The sequence below is a fragment of the Streptomyces purpurogeneiscleroticus genome (assembly GCF_020024005.1).
Classification (GTDB): domain Bacteria; phylum Actinomycetota; class Actinomycetes; order Streptomycetales; family Streptomycetaceae; genus Streptomyces; species Streptomyces purpurogeneiscleroticus.
Window position 1 is genome coordinate 1 of sequence record NZ_NHSG01000133.1, and the last position, 17043, is coordinate 17043.

15 protein-coding genes are annotated in these 17043 nt (G+C 71.4%); 7 read left to right on the forward strand and 8 right to left on the reverse strand.

Annotation, left to right across the window (positions count from 1 at the left end; all coding sequences use genetic code 11):
* Together CCS38_RS07265 and CCS38_RS07270 are read right to left on the reverse strand one after the other, a co-directional pair.
* Positions 1-600, reverse strand: a 600-nt coding sequence (locus CCS38_RS07265; RefSeq protein WP_263301800.1) for a sulfite exporter TauE/SafE family protein, incomplete at its 3' end; no start/stop codon positions are given.
* Positions 601-650: 50 nt separating this feature from the next.
* On the reverse strand, positions 651-1652 hold the full coding sequence (locus CCS38_RS07270) for a Gfo/Idh/MocA family protein (RefSeq protein WP_223732370.1): 1002 nt from the start codon (positions 1650-1652) through the stop codon (positions 651-653).
* A gap of 179 nt (positions 1653-1831) precedes the next feature.
* Here CCS38_RS07270 and CCS38_RS07275 point away from each other — a divergent pair, with 179 nt between their 5' ends.
* The gene (locus CCS38_RS07275; protein ID WP_223732371.1) at positions 1832-2866 is read left to right on the forward strand and encodes a LacI family DNA-binding transcriptional regulator; all 1035 of its coding nucleotides are present in this window, start codon (positions 1832-1834) and stop codon (positions 2864-2866) included.
* A 74-nt stretch (positions 2867-2940) separates the two neighbouring features.
* Here the strand turns inward: CCS38_RS07275 and CCS38_RS07280 are convergent, their stop codons facing one another.
* The 5 genes from CCS38_RS07280 to CCS38_RS07300 form a co-directional block, all read right to left on the reverse strand.
* On the reverse strand, positions 2941-3147 hold the full coding sequence (locus CCS38_RS07280) for a helix-turn-helix transcriptional regulator (protein WP_223732372.1): 207 nt from the start codon (positions 3145-3147) through the stop codon (positions 2941-2943).
* A 302-nt stretch (positions 3148-3449) separates the two neighbouring features.
* Positions 3450-4871 (reverse strand): sugar porter family MFS transporter, encoded by a 1422-nt coding sequence (locus CCS38_RS07285; RefSeq protein WP_223732373.1) that lies wholly within the window; start codon positions 4869-4871, stop codon positions 3450-3452.
* 2 nt (positions 4872-4873) lie between these two features.
* On the reverse strand, positions 4874-5734 hold the full coding sequence (locus tag CCS38_RS07290) for a sugar phosphate isomerase/epimerase family protein (RefSeq protein ID WP_223732374.1): 861 nt from the start codon (positions 5732-5734) through the stop codon (positions 4874-4876).
* 49 nt (positions 5735-5783) lie between these two features.
* Positions 5784-6803: a Gfo/Idh/MocA family protein gene (locus CCS38_RS07295; protein WP_223732375.1), complete on the reverse strand. Its 1020-nt coding sequence runs from the start codon at positions 6801-6803 to the stop codon at positions 5784-5786.
* 47 nt (positions 6804-6850) lie between these two features.
* Complete coding sequence (locus CCS38_RS07300) at positions 6851-7771, reverse strand: sugar phosphate isomerase/epimerase family protein (RefSeq protein WP_223732376.1); 921 nt, start codon at positions 7769-7771, stop codon at positions 6851-6853.
* Between the two features lie 279 nt (positions 7772-8050).
* Between CCS38_RS07300 and iolC the strand changes: the two genes are divergently transcribed.
* The 5 genes from iolC to CCS38_RS07325 all read left to right on the forward strand — a co-directional run bounded on the left by iolC (position 8051) and on the right by CCS38_RS07325 (position 14473).
* Complete coding sequence (iolC, locus tag CCS38_RS07305) at positions 8051-9058, forward strand: 5-dehydro-2-deoxygluconokinase (RefSeq protein ID WP_223732377.1); 1008 nt, start codon at positions 8051-8053, stop codon at positions 9056-9058.
* Positions 9059-9118: 60 nt separating this feature from the next.
* Positions 9119-10000: a Cgl0159 family (beta/alpha)8-fold protein gene (locus CCS38_RS07310; RefSeq protein WP_223732378.1), complete on the forward strand. Its 882-nt coding sequence runs from the start codon at positions 9119-9121 to the stop codon at positions 9998-10000.
* Between the two features lie 68 nt (positions 10001-10068).
* A complete protein-coding gene (iolB, locus tag CCS38_RS07315) occupies positions 10069-11025 on the forward strand; it encodes a 5-deoxy-glucuronate isomerase (RefSeq protein WP_223732379.1) in 957 nt (318 codons plus the stop codon).
* The gene (gene iolD, locus CCS38_RS07320) at positions 11022-12941 is read left to right on the forward strand and encodes a 3D-(3,5/4)-trihydroxycyclohexane-1,2-dione acylhydrolase (decyclizing) (protein WP_223732380.1); all 1920 of its coding nucleotides are present in this window, start codon (positions 11022-11024) and stop codon (positions 12939-12941) included. The genes iolB and iolD overlap by 4 nt, the downstream gene beginning before the upstream one ends.
* Before the next feature lie 38 nt (positions 12942-12979).
* On the forward strand, positions 12980-14473 hold the full coding sequence (locus tag CCS38_RS07325) for a CoA-acylating methylmalonate-semialdehyde dehydrogenase (protein WP_223732381.1): 1494 nt from the start codon (positions 12980-12982) through the stop codon (positions 14471-14473).
* Between the two features lie 36 nt (positions 14474-14509).
* Here CCS38_RS07325 and CCS38_RS07330 read toward each other — a convergent pair whose 3' ends face one another.
* Positions 14510-15742 (reverse strand): styrene monooxygenase/indole monooxygenase family protein, encoded by a 1233-nt coding sequence (locus CCS38_RS07330; RefSeq protein ID WP_223732382.1) that lies wholly within the window; start codon positions 15740-15742, stop codon positions 14510-14512.
* A gap of 166 nt (positions 15743-15908) precedes the next feature.
* On the opposite strand from CCS38_RS07330, the gene CCS38_RS07335 reads away from it, so the two are divergent.
* Positions 15909-17043: hypothetical protein (locus tag CCS38_RS07335; RefSeq protein WP_223732383.1), on the forward strand; the 1135-nt coding region annotated here is incomplete at its 3' end.

Sequence of the window (17043 nt, forward strand, 5' to 3'; positions counted from 1 at the left end):
GAGGGCCGCGTCCAGCAGGAGGGTGTGCGGGGTGAGCAGGCCGAGGCCGGCGCTGAAGGGCAGCTTGAAGGCGTTGACCAGGAAGAAGAACCACGCCGCCGTGCCGAGGAAGCCGAGCATGCCGAGCCCTGAGGCGAGCAGGTAGAGGGACATCGCCGGGCCGCCCGCGTTGGCGACCATGGTGGCGAAGCCGGCGATGAGGCCGTAGAGGGGGGTACGAAGAGTACGAAGAGTGCGGTGAGTGCGGTGAGTCGGCTGGGTCGGGGGAGTCCGGCGGCGGCGTTGCCACAGGTGGTGGGCCGTGATGGTCAGGAGGAGGGCGCCGATGGTGCGGCGTATGAGCGTGTCGTCGGCGAGGGCCGTGAACGCGACGCCCCCGAGGACGCCCGCGGCGACCGAGGGGAAGAGGCGGCGGAGGGTCGGGCGGTCGGCGTGGCGGCGGTAGGTCCGTACGGCGATGACGTCGCCGACCAGGAGGAGGGGCAGCAGGGCCCCGGTGGACTCCTTGGCGGGGAGCACGGCGGCGAACAGGGCCACGCTGACGGCGGCCACGCCGCTGAGGGCGGTCTTGGAGAAGCCCGCCAGCAGCGCGGCCACCATCAGGGTGAGCAGGGGGAGGAGCCCCAGGTCGAGCACGGTGGGGACGCGGCTCAGGCGCGTACGTCGGCGATCGCGACCGGCTCGCCGGTGCGGCGGGAGCGGTCGCACGCCTCCGCGATGTAGAGCGCTTCGAGGGCGTCGGCGGCCGTGCAGGGGTTCTCCGCACGACCCGCCGCGACCTCGGTGAAGGCGGTCAGCTCGGTGACGTACGCGTCGTGGAAGCGCTCCATGAAGGTCGCGTACGGGGTGGCCTGCTGCCAGGAGAGCCGGGCCTCGGCGGTGGGCATCGGGGCGCGGTCGTCCAGGCCGACGAAACGGGCGCCCTTGGAGCCGCAGACCTCCAGGCGGACGTCGTGACCCGCGCCGTTGTAGCGCGTGGCCGTGACGGTGGCGAGGGTCTCGTCGTCGAAGCGGAGCAGCGCGGCGCAGGTGTCCACGTCGTCGCCGTCGGCGAAGAAGGACTCGCCCTTGTTGGCGCCCTGGGCGTAGACGGAGACGACCTCGCGGCCGGTCAGCCAGCGCAGGATGTCGAAGTCGTGGATGGAGCAGTCGCGGAAGAGGCCGCCGGAGGTCGGGATGTACGCGGCAGGGGGCGGCGTCTGATCGGAAGTGCAGGCGCGGAGGGTGTGCAGCCAGCCCAGCTCGCCGGAGCGCAGCGCCTCACGGGTGGCGTGATAGCCCGCGTCGAAGCGGCGCTGGAAGCCGATCTGTACGGGGACGGGGCTGTGCGCGGCGCGCTCGACGACGGTGAGGGTGCCGGGGACGTCGAGCGCCACCGGCTTCTCGCAGAAGACCGGGACCTCGTGGTCCAGGGCCTGGTGGATGAGGGCGGCGTGGGCGCTGGTGGCGGCGGTGATCACCACGCCGTCCAGGCCGCCCGCGTACATGTCCTCGAGGGTGGCGGCGGACTGGAGGCCGAGCTTGTCACCCAGCTCGCGGGCGCGGGCGGCGTCCGCGTCCGCGACGACGATCTCGTGCACGCCGGCGACGCTCTTCAGGGTCTCGGCGTGAAACGCGCCGATGCGGCCGGTGCCGATGAGGCCGAGCTTCATTGCTGCCACTCCCTTGTGGTGGGCACGGCCGTCGGTAAGGCGAACGGCCGCTGTTTGGAACGGTCCAACACTCGTCCAGGAACCCTGCATGTCCTTACATAGTTGTGTCAACCCTTGTGAAGCGCTGGAACGTGTTCGTGCGTTGACGGCTTCGCGGGGGAGTGGAAGGATTTCCGGCTATGGAACGGTCCAACAAGCGGCTCCCGACGATCCGCAGCGTCGCCGAGCGCGCGGGTGTCTCCAAGTCGCTGGTCTCGCTCGTACTGCAGGGCTCGCCGCAGGTCAGCGACGCCAAGCGGGCCGCCGTGCTGGAAGCGGTACGGGAGCTGGACTACCGGCCCAATGCCGCGGCGCGCAGCCTCGTGGCGCGGCGCACGCACACCGTCGGCGTGCTCCTCAACGACATGCGCAACCCCTGGTTCGTCGAGCTGCTGGACGGCCTGAACTCCGTACTGCACGCGCACGGCCTGCGGATGCTGATGGCCGACGGCCGGCTCAACCGGCACACCGGGGAGGACTTCACCCGTGCGTTCGCAGAGCTGCGGGTGGACGGCCTGGTCGCGGTGGGCACGCTGCCGGACACCGGCGCGCTCGCGGAGGCCGCCGGGCGGCTGCCGACCGTCGTCGCCGGCACCCACGACCCGGAACTGCCCCGGGTGGACACCGTCGCCAACGACGACGAACGCGGCGCCCGGCTCGCCACCGAGCACCTCATCGGCCTCGGGCACCGCCGGATCGCCCACATCATGGGCCAGGGCAGCGTCGGCGAGCTGCGCCGGCGCGGCTACGAAGCGGCGATGCGCGCACACGGGCTGGACGACAGGGTGTTGATGGCGCCCAGCGACGCGACCGAGGAGGGCGGTTACCGGGCGGCCGTGCGGCTGCTCGGCAGTACGGGCCGGCGCACGAGCGGGGTCGAACGCCCCACTGCCGTCTTCGCGTTCAACGACATCACGGCCGTCGGCGTGCTCTCGGCGGCGCAGGAGCTGGGCCTCGACGTGCCCCGTGACCTCTCCCTCATCGGCTGTGACAACACCTATCTGGCACGGATCCGGCACCTGTGGCTGACGACCGTGAACAACGCCAGCCACGAGGTGGGGCGGCGGGCCGCACGGTGCCTGCTGGAGCGGATGGACCGCCCGGACCGCCCCGCCGAACGGCAGCTCGTGGAGCCGTCCTTGGAAGTCCGGGGGACGGCAGTGGCCCCGTACTGAGGCCCCGCACCGGGGGCGGTACGGGGCCTTGGACGGACGATGGACGACGGGCGACAGGCGACGGTCGGCGGGGCTCAGCCCTCGCGGTCGCGCCGGCCCCGGTGGCCGGGGCGGCGGGTCACCCATTCCCGCACGGTGTCGGCGAACCAGTACGGCTTGCCGCCCTCCACGAGGTCGGGTGGTGGCAGCAGGCCGTGCTTGCGGTAGGAGCGCACGGTGTCCGGCTGGACCCGGATGTGTGCGGCGATCTCCTTGTACGACCAGAGCCTCCGGTCGGTCATGTTCTGCGCACCTCCCTCGGCCGCACGCAGGGCGGCTCCAAAAGAGCCCGCGGGGGAACTGCGTACGGCGTGGCGATCACTCACCCTGTGCCCGGTGCAACGACGTCCTTGAGCAGCGGGGTCAGGCTGTTGACGGCCTGTGACGGAAGACCCGCGTAATGGTGACGACGGTGACGCGGCCCGGACGGCCGTTGCCGTACGGAGAAGGGCGTCCCTGTACGGAAAACCCGTACCGGGAACGCGTACGCAGAAGGGCCGGGCGATCGCCTCGCCCGGCCCTTCTCACCCCGCGGTCCCCCTGGTCACGCCCCCGCCGCGGCCTTGCGCAGCTCGTGTTCCAGGTCCTCCAGGGCCATGCCCTTGGTCTCCGGCGCGTACCGCTTGCAGAAGACCAGCGACAGCACGCACATGACGCCGAAGAGCCAGAACGTGAGGGCGGCGCCGGCCGCGTCCAGCAGCACCGGGAAGAGCAGCGCCACTCCGAAGTTGACGAGCCACATCACGAACACCGCCGCGCCCATGGCCAGTCCCCGCACCTTCAGGGGGAACATCTCGGCGAGCAGCAGCCACACCCCGGTGTTCAGCGTGGCCTGCATGAAGGCCATGTAGAGCACCATCAGGCCGAGCACCAGGTAGCTGACGCCGGTGGACTGCGGGAGGTGGAAGGACGCGCCGAGCAGGGCCAGGGAGACGGTCATGCCCGTCAGGCCCCAGATCAGCATCGGGCGGCGGCCGACCTTGTCGATCAGTGACATGCCGATCCCGGTGGCGAGCACGGAGATCGCGCCGACCGCGATGGTCGCGGTGATCGCGGCGTTCGTGCCCAGCCCGGTGGTCAGCAGGATCTTCGGGGCGAAGTAGATGACCGCGTTGACGCCGGTGATCTGCTGGACGATCGACAGGCCGATGCCGACCAGGAGGATGCGGCGCACCCAGGGGGTGCGCAGTTCCTGCCAGGCGCCGCGCTGGGCGTTCTCCTCCAGGGCGCGGGCCTGCTCGATGCGGGCCAGCTCGTCGTCCACTTCAGCGGCCGGCAGGGTACGCCGCAGGACGGCACCCGCTTCGTCCGTGCGTCCCTTGCTGATGTACCAGCGCGGGGTGTCCGGCAGGAAGAACAGGCCGATGAAGAGGGCGACGGCGGGCAGCGCGGCGAGGCCGAGCATCCAGCGCCACGCCTCCCAGTGCGCGAGCACCGCGTTGATGAGGTACGCCAGCAGCTGGCCGCTGACGATCATCAGGGAGTTGAAGGAGACCAGCCGCCCCCGTATGTGCGGTGGCGCGATCTCCGACAGGTACAGCGGGGTGATGACGGACGCGCTGCCCACGGCGAGCCCGAGGACGAAGCGCGCCACCACCATGAAGGCCACCGAGGGCGCGAGCGCGACGGCTATCGCGCCCCCGATGAACACCGCGCCCGCCCACAGCAGGCTGTTGCGGCGGCCGAGCCGGTCCGACATGCGGCCGCCGGCCAGCGAGCCGAAGGCCGCGCCGATCAGCAGCGCGCTGGTGATGACGCCTTCCCCGAGGGAGGTGAGGCCGAAGTGCTCCTCCATGAAGGGGAGGGCGCCGGAGACGACTCCGGTGTCGTAGCCGAACAGGGCGCCGCCGATGGCGGCGATGGCAGCGATGCCGACGATGAAGCGCCGGGCCTTCTTGCCGGCCGTGCGGAGGCTCTCGGGGCTCTCCTCGCGCACGGCGGTGTCCGGTCTGGTCGGGGCGGTCATGGTCAGCCCCAGTACTGGTTGACGTACTCGCCGATCGTCTTCCGCATGAAGCGGGAGGACTCCTTCGCCCGCTCCTCCCAGGCGAAGACCGAGGAGACCAGCGTGCCGTCGAAGCCGTTGGCGGCCAGCTCCCGGAAGAGCTCGTCGAAGTCGACCTCGCCCTGGCCGATGTCCAGGTGCTGGTGGATCCGTACGGCCGAGCCCGGCGGGTTGACGATGTAGCGCAGCCCGGAGGAGCCGGTGTGGTCGAAGGAGTCGGCCAGGTGGACGGCGGTGGTGAGGTCGCCCGCGTGCTTCAGGATGCCCGGCGCGTCGTTGCCCTGATGGAAGGTGTGCGGCGCGCAGTACAAGAAGGACACCAGCGGGCTGTTGATGCCGCGGATCATGTCGACGGCGGCGTGGCCGTCCTCGATGAAGTCGTCCGGGTGCGGTTCCAGGGCGAGCGTGATGCCCTCCCGCTCGAAGACCGGCAGCAGCTCCTCCAGGGAGCGCCAGAACTGCCCCTCGCTGCGGTCGGCCTTCTCGGGGCGGCCGTTGAACTCCGAGTTCATCGCGGAGACGCCGAGGTCGGCGGTGATACGGATGGCCCGCTTCCAGTACCGGACGGCGGCCTGGCGCTCGTCCTCGTCCGGCGAGGACCACTTGTACAGCGGGAGGACGGAGGAGATGCCGACGCCCGCCGCGCTCAGCTCCTTGCGGAACTTCTGCACGGTGCCGTCGTCCACACGGGGGTGCAGGAAGAACGGGTTGAAGTCCTCGCGCGGCGACAGCTCGATCCACTCGAAGCCCAGTTCGGCGACGAGGCCGGGGAGTTCGAGCAGCGGGACGTTCCGGAACATGTACGGGTCAAGGGCGATCTTCACGGGAGGGGCAGCCTTTCGAAGTACAGGGAGAAGTCCGGGACCCGGAGTGCTAGCGGTACAGGGCGGGGCGCTCGGCCAGTTCCACGGTGACGCGCTCGCCCGTCTCCTGGGCGCGCACGCCGGCCTCGCAGACCGCGGCCGCGGCGTAGCCGTCCCAGACGCTCGGGCCCTCGACCTCGCCGCGGCGGGTGGCGTCCACCCAGCGCTGGACCTGGCGGTCGTAGGCGTCGGCGAAGCGGTCCTCGAAGCCGGGGTCGATGGCGCCGCCCCAGCCGGTGGTGGTGTTGGCGAAGACGCCGTGGTTGTCGCCGATGCGGGCGGTGCCGTCGGTGCAGACCGCCTCGCACATCACCTGGTAGCCGAAGCCGCAGTTGACGAACAGCTCGGTGTCCACGATCTGGCCGGAGGCGGTCTCGAAGAGGATGAGCTGCGGGTCGCTCAGGCCCTCGGGGGCCTTGTCGGTGGGCTTCGGGAACAGCACGCGGACGGAGGTGATCTCCTCGTCCAGCAGCCAGCGGGTGACGTCGATCTCGTGCACGGCCGAGTCGTTGATCATCATCGCGTTGGTGAACCCGGGCGGGCAGTTCGGGTTGCGGTGCTTGTTGTGCAGCATCAGCGGCCGCCCGTACGCGCCCTGGTCCAGCTGCGCCTTGAGCTTCATGTACTCCGCGTCGTAGCGGCGCATGAAGCCGACCTGTACGCGGCGGTGGCCCAGCTGTTCCTCGGCCTTCAGGACACGGAGCGCGGACTCGGCATCCGGGGTGAGCGGCTTCTCGCACAGCACCGGCAGGTCCCGCTCGAACGCGGCGAGCAGCGTGGCCTCGTGGGCCGGGCCGGGGGAGGCGATCAGTACGGCGTCGACCGCCGGGTCGTCCATCGCGGCAGCCGGGTCGGTGTACGGGGTACACCCCTCGATGCCGTCGGCGATGGCCTTCACCCGGGCGGCGTCGATGTCCACCACGGCGGCGACCCGCGCGCCACTGATGACGTCGTTGATGCGGCGTACGTGGTCCGAGCCCATCCGGCCGGTGCCGATGACCGCGACCCCGAGCGTTCCGTGCTGCGTCATGGTTCGTGCTCCTCGTCTTTCGTGCGGGGTGAGGGAGTTGCGCGGCGTTACGCGCCGCAGGAGCGCAGGAAGCGGCGGGTGCGCTCGGCGATCGGGTACGGCCGGGTGGGCGGGCAGGGGTACATGTCCTGCTCGACGATGGCGAAGAGGTCCACGTCCAGGGCCTGCGCGGCCTCCAGGACGGGCGGCAGGGCGGGCACGCCGAGCGGCGGCTCGCACATCACGCCCTGCTTCACGGCGGGCCCGAAGGGGGTGCCGCTGGCCTGTACGTCGGCGAGGATGTCGGGGTCGACCTGCTTGAGGTGGAGGTAGCCGATCCGCTCGCCGTACGTCTTGATCAGCTTGACGCTGTCGCCACCGCAGTAGGCGTAATGGCCGGTGTCCAGGCAGAGGTTGACCAGCGAGGAGTCCGTGCCGTCGAGGAAGCGCTCGACGTGCTCCTCGGTGTCGATGTGGGTGTCCGCGTGCGGGTGCACGACGATGTCCAGGCCGAACTCGTCGCGTACCTGCTTCGCCAGCCGCTCCATGCCGCCGGTGAGGTGCTTCCACTGCTCGGTGGTCAGCTCGCTCGGCTCGATCAGCTCGGCGGTCTTGTCGTCGCGCCAGAAGGACGGAATCACGACGAGGTGCTTCGCGTCCATCGCCTTGGTCAGCGTGGCGACCTCGCTCACGTGCTGCCAGGTCGCGTCCCAGTTCTCGGGGCCGCGGTGCATCGAGGTGAAGATCGTGCCGGCCGACACCTTCAGGTCACGCTTGGCGATCTCGCCGTGGAGTACGGCAGGGTCGGTGGGGAGGTAGCCGTAAGGCCCCAGTTCGATCCATTCGTAACCGGCCTCGCTGACCTCGTCCAGGAAGCGTTCCCAAGGGACCTGCTGGTCGTCCTCGGGGAACCAGACGCCCCAGGAATCGGGGGCCGATCCGACGCGGAGCCGGTCCAGACGGGGCACATCTGCGCTGGGTACGGGCATGGTGCGGCTCTCCTCTCACCGGTCGGCGGTGACCGGGAAGGGACGGGGTGGGGTTGTGGTGGCACAGCCTTCATCGGCCTGCCGAGCCTGTCAAGACTTCGTCCTGACATAAGGACTTAAGGACTTTGTAACCCGCGGTGACTCGGCCATCATCGCATCGTTGACGTCAGAATGTAAGGACAAACTGTTGACAGGGTATGAGTCGCCCCGTTAGACCTGTGGTCGGAGCCGACCTGGCCGGAGCCGACAGCAGGTACCGGCGGAATCGAAGGGGCGCACATGACCGAGCCGACCGACACCGGCAGCTTTGACCTGATCACCATGGGCCGCATCGGGGTGGACATTTACCCGCTGCAGACCGGCGTCTCGCTGGCCGATGTGGAGACGTTCGGGAAGTTCCTGGGCGGCTCGGCCACCAACGTCGCGGTCGCCGCGGCGCGCCAGGGCCGCCGCACCGCCGTGATCAGCCGTACCGGTGCCGACCCCTTCGGCACGTACATCCACAAGGCGCTGCGCGAGTTCGGCGTGGACGACCGTTGGGTGACCCCCGTCGCGCAGTACCCGACCCCGGTCACCTTCTGCGAGATCTTCCCGCCGGACGACTTCCCGCTGTACTTCTACCGTCGCCCCAAGGCCCCCGACCTGGTCATCCGTCCCGAGGAGCTGGACCAGGACGCGATCCGGGCCGCCAGGGTCTTCTGGATCACCGGCACCGGCCTGTGCGAGGAGCCCAGCCGCTCCGCGACGCTCGCCGCCCTGGAGGCGCGCGGCAAGTCCGGCACCACCGTCTTCGACCTGGACTGGCGGCCGATGTTCTGGGGCGGCCAGGGCGGCGCCTCCGGTGACGGCGGCGAGACCGGTCCGCAGGCGATGGCCAACGCCCGTCCGTACTACGAAGCGGCGCTGGCGCACGCCACCGTCGCGGTCGGCAACGTCGACGAGGCGGAGGTCGCCACCGGCCTGCGCGACCCGAAGGCGTGCGCCCAGGCGCTGCTGGACATGGGTGTCGAGCTGGCCGTCATCAAGCAGGGCCCCAAGGGCGTGCTCGCCGTGCACCGCGACGGCCGCACCGCCGAGGTCCCGCCCACCCCGGTCGAGGTCGTCAACGGCCTCGGCGCGGGCGACTCCTTCGGCGGCGCCCTCGTGCACGGCCTGCTCTCCGGCTGGGAGCTCGAACCGATGATGCGGTACGCCAACGCCGCCGGCGCCATCGTCGCCGCCCGCCTGGCCTGCTCCTCGGCCATGCCGACCGCCACCGAGGTCGAAGCGTTCCTCGCGGAGCGCTGAAACCACCGCCGCACACCGCCCGCGTGGACATCGCGGGCGCTCAAGAAGGTGAGTTACGCCTTGACCACACCGCTCTCCGACCTCGTGCGGCTGCGGGCCCGGCACCCCGAAGCCGTCGCGGAAGCCGCGGCCCGCCGCACCCGCCGCCCCCTCATCGGCGACAGCGGCCGGCTGATGATCGTCGCCGCCGACCACCCCGCGCGCGGCGCGCTGGCCGTCGGCGACCACAAGCTGGCCATGGCGGACCGCTTCGACCTGCTGGAACGGCTCTCGCTCGCGCTCTCCCGGCCCGGCGTGGACGGCGTGCTCGGCACCGCCGACATCCTGGAGGACCTGCTCCTCATGGGGGCGCTGGAGAACAAGGTCGTCATGGGCTCGATGAACCGCGGCGGCCTCGCCGGCGCGTCCTTCGAGATGGACGACCGGTTCACCGGCCACCGCCCGCAGGACATCGCCCGGCTCCGCTTCGACTGCGGCAAGCTGCTGCTGCGCATCGACTACGACGACGCCGGGTCGCTGGACACCATGGAGTCCACGGCGCGCGCCATCGACGCCATGGCCGAGCGGGAACTGCCGCTCTTCGTCGAGCCGTTCATCTCCCGCCGGGTCGACGGCAAGGTGAAGAACGACCTGAGCGCCGAGGCCGTGACCAAGTCCGTCGCCATTGCCTCCGGGCTCGGCGGCACCTCCGCGTACACCTGGCTCAAGCTGCCGGTCACCGAGGACCCCGACGACATGGCGCAGGTCTGCGAGACCTCCACGCTGCCGACGGTGCTGCTCGGCGGCGACATCTCGGCCGCCGACCAGGACGCGACGTACGAGAAGTGGCGCAAGGCCCTGCACCTGCCGACCGTGCAGGGACTGGTCGCCGGACGCTCGCTGCTCTACCCCGTCGACGGGGACGTGGCGGGGGCTGTGGATACCGCCGTCAGCCTCCTGTAGCCGCGGTTGACGCGGAAGTTGTCCACAGGGTCCTGTCACCGTCAGTGTTCAGTAGGAGACTTGACGTCATGAACGCCGAATCCACCTTCCACCGCCCGGCGGGCACCGCCGCCGACGGTCCGTACGCCCTCGACATCCATCCCAAGAACGCGGGCTGGGGATACTCCTCCCTCCGCGTGCTGGAGCTCCCGCCCGGCGGTCACCACTCCTTCGCGACCGGCGAGAGCGAGTGGATCGTGCTGCCGCTCTCCGGCGGCTGCACGGTGGCAGTCGATCCCCCTGGGCCTAACGGCCCGGGAGGTGCCCCCACCGGCGAGGAGTTCGCGCTGACCGGCCGGGACAGCGTGTTCAGCGGCGTCACGGACTTCGCGTACGTCCCGCGCGACGCGCATGTGGGGATCGCCAGCGAGTCCGGCGGCCGCTTCGCGCTCACCGGCGCCCGCTGCTCGCGGCGCCTTCCCGCCCGGTACGGCCCCGCCTCGTCCGTCCCCGTCGAGCTGCGGGGTACGGGCAACTGCTCGCGCCAGGTCAACAACTTCGGCGCCGCGGCCCCCGCCGGAGGCGATGATGACTACGGTTTCGAATGCGACAAGCTCATCGCCGTCGAGGTGATCACCCCGGGCGGCAACTGGTCCTCGTATCCGCCGCACAAGCACGACGAGTGCCGGCCCGGCGAGGAGTCCGAGCTGGAGGAGATCTACTACTTCGAGATCGCCGAGGCGAACGGCAGGCCCGGCCTCGGGTACCAGCGCGTGAGCCCCTCCGGACACGGACAGAACACGGACGTGCTCGCCGAGGTCCGCGGCGGCGACGTCGTCCTCATCCCCGACGGCTGGCACGGCCCGTCCATCGCCGCGCCCGGCCACGACATGTACTACCTCAACGTCATGGCGGGCCCCGGCGAGGCCCGTGAATGGCTGATCTGCGACCACCCGGACCACGGCTGGATCCGCGGTACGTGGCCCGAGCAGCCCGTCGACCCCCGCCTCCCCCTCTACAGCGCACCCGCAGGAGAAGCCCGATGACCGCCCCGACGACGCGCCGCCTCACGGTCGCGCAGGCCCTGGTCGAATTCCTCGCGCACCAGTACACCGAGCGGGACGGCGTACGGCACCGTCTCATCGCCGCCACCTGGGGCATCTTCGGCCACGGCAACGTCGCCGGACTCGGCCAGGCGCTGCTGGAGTCGCAGCCCGCGGGATACGAGCGGGGGGCCGCCCCCGAGTCGCCGGGGATGCCCTACCTCCAGGGCCGCAACGAGCAGGCCATGGTGCACGCCGCCGTGGGGTACGCCCGCCAGTCCGACCGGCTCTCCGCGCAGGCCGTCACGACCTCCATCGGCCCCGGCGCCACCAACCTCGTCACCGGCGCAGCCCTGGCCACGGTCAACCGCCTTCCGGTGCTGCTGCTGCCCGGCGACACCTTCGCCACCCGCCCGGCCGAGCCCGTGCTCCAGCAGCTCGAAGTCCCGTATGCGGGCGACGTCTCCGTCAACGACGCGCTGCGCCCGGTCTCCCGCTACTTCGACCGGGTCACCCGTCCCGAGGCGCTGATCCCGGCGGCCCTGCAGGCCATGCGGGTGCTGGCCGACCCGGTCGAGACCGGTGCGGTCACCCTGGCGCTGCCGCAGGACGTGCAGGCCGAGGCGTTCGACTGGCCCGAGGAGTTCTTCGCCGACCGGGTCTGGCACGTCACCCGGCCGCAGCCGGACGCCGGCGCGCTCGCCGAGGCCGTGCACGCCATCCGCTCCGCCGAGCGCCCGCTGCTGATCGCGGGCGGCGGCGTCCACCACGCCGAGGCAGAGGAGGCGCTGCGCGCCTTCGCCGAGGCCACGGGCATCCCGGTCGCCTCGACCCAGGCCGGCAAGGGCTCGCTGCGGTACGACCACCCCGCGGACGTGGGCGGCATCGGGCACACCGGCACCGCGACCGCGGACGCGCTGGCCCGCGAGGCGGACCTGATCATCGGCGTCGGCACCCGCTACACCGACTTCACCACCGCCTCCGCGACGCTCTTCGCCCGCCCCGGCGTGCGCTTCGTGAACCTCAACATCGCCTCGTTCGACTCCCACAAGCTCGGCGCGCTCTCCCTGATCGCCGACGCCCGCGCGGGCCTGGAGGCGCTGACCCGCGAGCTCGGCGGGCACCGCGTGGAGAAGGCGTACGAGGAGGCGTACGGCGCCGCCAAGACCGAGTGGGAACTGCTGGTCGACGCGGCGTACCAGACCGGTGCGGAGGGCGCGCGGCCCAGCCAGACGCAGCTGCTCGGGCTGCTGGACGCGACCGTCGGCGACGACGACGTGATCATCAATGCGGCCGGCTCGCTCCCCGGCGACCTGCACAAACTGTGGCGCGCCCGGTCCCGCCGCCAGTACCACCTGGAGTACGGCTACTCCTGCATGGGGTACGAGATCCCGGCCGCGATCGGCGTCCGGATGGCCGCCCCGGACCGCCCGGTGTGGTCGCTGGTCGGCGACGGCACGTATCTGATGATGCCCACCGAGATCGTCACGGCGGTCCAGGAAGGCATCAACATCAACGTGGTCCTCATCCAGAACCACGGCTACGCCTCCATCGGCGGCCTCTCCGAGGAGACCGGCGCCGAGCGCTTCGGCACGGCCTACCGCTTCCGCGCCAAGGACGGCACGTACACGGGCGAGCCGCTCCCGGTGGACCTCGCGGCGAACGCGGCCTCGCTGGGCATGGACGTGATCCGCGCCGCGACCGTGGCCGAGCTGCGGTCCGCGCTCGCCGCGGCCCGCGCCTCGGACCGCCCCACATGTGTCTATGTCGAGACCGAAACGGCTGACACTGTGCCGGGCGCGCCCGCGGCACAAGCCTGGTGGGATGTTCCCGTTGCCGAGACCGCGACGCGCGAGGCGGCGCTGCTCGCCCGCGAGGAGTACGACCGCCAGGCGGCCGGACGCCGCCGCCACCTCTGACCTCCGCTGAAGCTTTCGTCCCCAGAAAGGCCCCGCACATGAAGACCCTCAGCCACTGGATCGGCGGCAAGCCCGTCGAGGGCACCTCCGGCAACTTCGGTCCGGTCTACAACCCCGCCACCGGCGCCCAGGAGAAGCAGGTCCCCTTCGCCTCCGTCGATGAGGTCGACACCGCGGTGGCCACCGCCAAGGAGGCGTTCCGCACCTGGGGCACCAGCTCGCTCGCCAAGCGCACGGCGGTCCTCTTCAAGTACCGCGAGCTGGTCGACGCGCACCGCGAGGAGATCGCTCGGCTGATCACCGCCGAGCACGGCAAGGTGCACTCCGACGCGCTCGGCGAGGTGGCCCGCGGCCTGGAGATCGTCGAGCTGGCCTGCGGCATCTCCGAGAAGCTCAAGGGCGAGCTGTCCACCCAGGTCTCCACCCGTGTGGACGTCTCCTCCATCCGCCAGTCGCTCGGCGTCGTCGCGGGCATCACGCCCTTCAACTTCCCGGCCATGGTCCCGATGTGGATGTTCCCCATCGCCATCGCCTGCGGCAACACCTTCGTGCTCAAGCCCAGCGAGAAGGTGCCCTCGGCGGCCTTCAAGCTGGCCGAGCTGGCGGCCGAGGCGGGCCTGCCGGACGGCGTGCTGAACATCGTCAACGGTGACAAGACCGCCGTGGACCGCATCCTCGAGCACCCCGACATCGCCGCGGTCTCCTTCGTCGGCTCCACCCCGATCGCCAAGTACATCCACACCACCGGCACCGCCAACGGCAAGCGCGTGCAGGCGCTCGGCGGCGCGAAGAACCACATGCTGGTCCTGCCGGACGCCGACCTGGAGCTGGCCGCGGACTCCGCGATCAACGCCGCGTACGGCTCGGCCGGCGAGCGCTGCATGGCGATCTCCGTCGTGGTCGCCGTCGGTGACACCGCCGACCCGCTGATCGAGAAGATCAAGGAGCGCGCCGCCGCGCTGACCATCGGCCCCGGCGACGACCCGGCCTCCGAGATGGGCCCGCTGATCACCAAGGTGCACCGCGACAAGGTCGCCTCGTACGTGACCGGCGCGGCCGCCCAGGGCGCGACCGTCTCGATCGACGGCACCGGCTTCACGGTCGAGGGCCACGAGAACGGCCACTGGATCGGCGTCTCGCTGCTGGACAACGTCACGCCCGAGATGGACTGCTACCGCGACGAGATCTTCGGCCCGGTGCTCTCCGTCGTCCGTGTCGACACGTACGACGAGGCCATCGCCCTGATGAACAACTCGCCGTGGGGCAACGGCACGGCCATCTTCACCCGGGACGGCGGCGCGGCCCGCCGCTTCCAGCTGGAGGTCGAGGCCGGCATGGTCGGCGTGAACGTGCCGATCCCGGTCCCGGTGGGCTACCACTCCTTCGGCGGCTGGAAGGACTCGCTCTTCGGCGACCACCACATCTACGGCAACGACGGCGTGCACTTCTACACCCGCGGCAAGGTCGTCACCACCCGCTGGCCGGACCCCTCCGACGGCGGCATCAACCTGGGCTTCCCGAGCAACAGCTGACGCCCGGGTGCGGCCCTCGCCTCGTGGCGGGGGCCGTCACGGCTCCCGGATTTCCGCCAAGTACGCCGCCGCTGCCTCCGGGTCGGTGAGCCAGTGGCGGAAGTCGGCCGGGTCGGCGTAGCCGTTGACGAAGCGGTGGGCGATGGCGGGGCAGCGGGCGGCGGCTGCCAGCAGGCGCTGTACGTGCTCCGGGGGAGGCTGGAGCATGGTGTTGGTGAACTCCGTGGCGTACTGCGCGTGGTCCCAGAACGTGTCGAAGGTGCGCTCCATCCAGGCCCGGTCGAAGGGGGCCGTGCCGCGCTCCTTGATGGCGCGGAGATAGCGGGCCGCGCAGCGGGCCGCATTGTTCGAACCCTGGCCGGTGACCGGGTCGTTGACGACGACGGTGTCCGCCATGCCCAGGACATAGCGGCCCGTGGCCACCTTGGCGACGGGCCGCCGCACCGTCGGCGTGACCGCGCCGTAGAGCGTGCAGCGCGCGTCCGTCGGCTCCGCGTTCCGGCACAGCTCGTACTCCGCCGGCGCGTACCGCCGCAGCAGCTCCAGCGTGCGCGCGAGGCAGGCGGCGGGCCCCGGCCGGTCCTGCCAGCAGTCGTACGGGCCGCCCGGCACGCCTTCGAAGAACACGATGTCGCACAGGCCGCCCGTGGTGAGCGCGGGGATCACGAACATCTCCCCGGCCTCGGGCGAGAGATTGGAGCGCGCGTGCGGCGCCGGGTACTCCGGTCGGTGCCCGACGCCGTGCAGGTAGATGCAGCCCAGGGAGCGCTGCGGCCGGTCGTAGGGGGAGCGCGCGCGGTCCCGGGGGAAGAGCCGGGCGAGGTCACCGCGGCCCGCGGCCACCAGGGTCAGATCGTGCGAGGCGGCCAGTGCGGCCAGCCGTCTGCCGTCGGCGGCGCCGTACTCCACCCGGCCGCCGCGCGCTTCGTACAGGTCGAGCCAGTCGGCCATCTTCACCCGCTGGTCGACGGATTGCGCCTCCTCGTCGAAGCGGCCGGTGAACCGCAGCGCGGGCCTGCCCGGCGGGTCCCAGACCGTGGCCTGCAGCGCGGTGATGCCGGGGGCCTTGCCGTCCCAGGCGTTCAGGCCCGCCGCACGTTCGAGGCCGAGCGCCGGGCCGAACATGATCTGGGTGGACATCACCCGCCCGGCGCGGATCTGTTCCGGCGTGCGGTCCGACACCACGGTGACGTCGTACCCCTCGGCGAGCAGCCCGTGGGCCAGCTGCAGTCCGGCCTGCCCTGCCCCGACGATCGCGATGGCGCGCATGCCGCCTCCCCCCTGCGGCCCGGGTGCGGCGCCGGGCCCGTCCTTCAGTTGTACTTGCGGGGCGCGCGCGGTGTACAGATCCGTTACGGTGCGGGCGCTGCCCGCGCGCACGAGGCCGTGGCACACGGCAGTACACAACAGGAAACAGAAGAAAGACGGGGGCAAGATGCCGCACGTTACGGTCCTCAGCAAGGGGGCGCGGATCACCGCGGGGGTGTTCTGCACGCTCTTCCTGCTGAACAGCGCCACATGGCTGGCGATGGACATGGCGGAGTACGGGTTCGGGGCACTGTGGGAGTCCTGGACGGGGCTCGGGCCGCACGCCGACGGCGCGATCACCGACCCGTACGCCATCGGGCTCCTGGCCGTGCAGCTGGGCGCGGTGTGGACGGCGTTCACCGGGGCGCGGGCGGCCGGCGGTCTGCTGGCCGTGGCGACGACGCTGACGTTCACCGCCGCGATTCAGGTGTTCGTCAGCACGGGCCAGCACACGACCGACAACCGCTGGTTCATCGGCGAGGTGGACACGAGCACGGACACGTTCCTGAGCGTCTTCATCACGAGCGGGCTGCTGATCCTGTTCGGCCTGGTCTCCTGCATCGTGGTGCTGGCCGGGCTGCGGGCCTGGCCGACGCGGCAGCCCAGTGACCCGCCGATGCGGCCGCTCCCCGCCGCCGCGGTGACCGGCGCGGTGGTGTTCGGGCTGGTCGCGCTGTGCGCCGCGGTGTGGAACGTTTCCGTACTGCTGCAGGACGGCCTCGGCTCGCTCGACGTGATCTACCTGGGCCACGGCATCCTCTCCGCGCTGACGAGCCTCGGCCCCGGCTGGTACTCCGTCACGTTCCTGCTGATGTCGGCGGTCGCCGGGCTGCTCTGCGTCGCACGCGGAGTGTCCGCGCGCGGCTTCACCACCGGGCTCGCGCTGGTCCTGCTGCCGACCTCGCTCATCGCCATGGTCTCCCTGCTCGCCGGGGGCCACTTCTTCGAGCTGGGGCAGGCTCCCGCGTTCCAGACGATCCTGTCCCGTGTCCAGGTGGTCGTCGCACTCCTCGGCTCGATCGCCGTCCTGGCCCTGATGGGCCGCCCGGGCACGCCCGTCGCCGCGGAATGGTCTCCGCCCGCGCAGCCGGGGATGCCGGGAATGCCCGGCCCGGCGCCGTACGGAACGCCGGGGATGCCGGCATACGGGGCGCCCGGCCAGCCGCAGCCGCAGCCCGGCTACGCACAGCCCGGCCAGCAGCAGCCCGGCTACGCGCCGCAGCCCCAGTCCGGTTACGCACAGCCCCAGCCCCAGCCCCAGC

Coding starts and splice junctions, on each gene's coding strand:
- CCS38_RS07270 (WP_223732370.1), bottom strand. CDS start 1,652: ATGAAGCTCGGCCTCATCGGCACCGGCCGCATCGGCGCGTTTCACGCC.
- CCS38_RS07275 (WP_223732371.1), top strand. CDS start 1,832: ATGGAACGGTCCAACAAGCGGCTCCCGACGATCCGCAGCGTCGCCGAG.
- CCS38_RS07280 (WP_223732372.1), bottom strand. CDS start 3,147: ATGACCGACCGGAGGCTCTGGTCGTACAAGGAGATCGCCGCACACATC.
- CCS38_RS07285 (WP_223732373.1), bottom strand. CDS start 4,871: ATGACCGCCCCGACCAGACCGGACACCGCCGTGCGCGAGGAGAGCCCC.
- CCS38_RS07295 (WP_223732375.1), bottom strand. CDS start 6,803: ATGACGCAGCACGGAACGCTCGGGGTCGCGGTCATCGGCACCGGCCGG.
- CCS38_RS07300 (WP_223732376.1), bottom strand. CDS start 7,771: ATGCCCGTACCCAGCGCAGATGTGCCCCGTCTGGACCGGCTCCGCGTC.
- iolC (WP_223732377.1), top strand. CDS start 8,051: ATGACCGAGCCGACCGACACCGGCAGCTTTGACCTGATCACCATGGGC.
- iolB (WP_223732379.1), top strand. CDS start 10,069: ATGAACGCCGAATCCACCTTCCACCGCCCGGCGGGCACCGCCGCCGAC.
- iolD (WP_223732380.1), top strand. CDS start 11,022: ATGACCGCCCCGACGACGCGCCGCCTCACGGTCGCGCAGGCCCTGGTC.
- CCS38_RS07325 (WP_223732381.1), top strand. CDS start 12,980: ATGAAGACCCTCAGCCACTGGATCGGCGGCAAGCCCGTCGAGGGCACC.
- CCS38_RS07330 (WP_223732382.1), bottom strand. CDS start 15,742: ATGCGCGCCATCGCGATCGTCGGGGCAGGGCAGGCCGGACTGCAGCTG.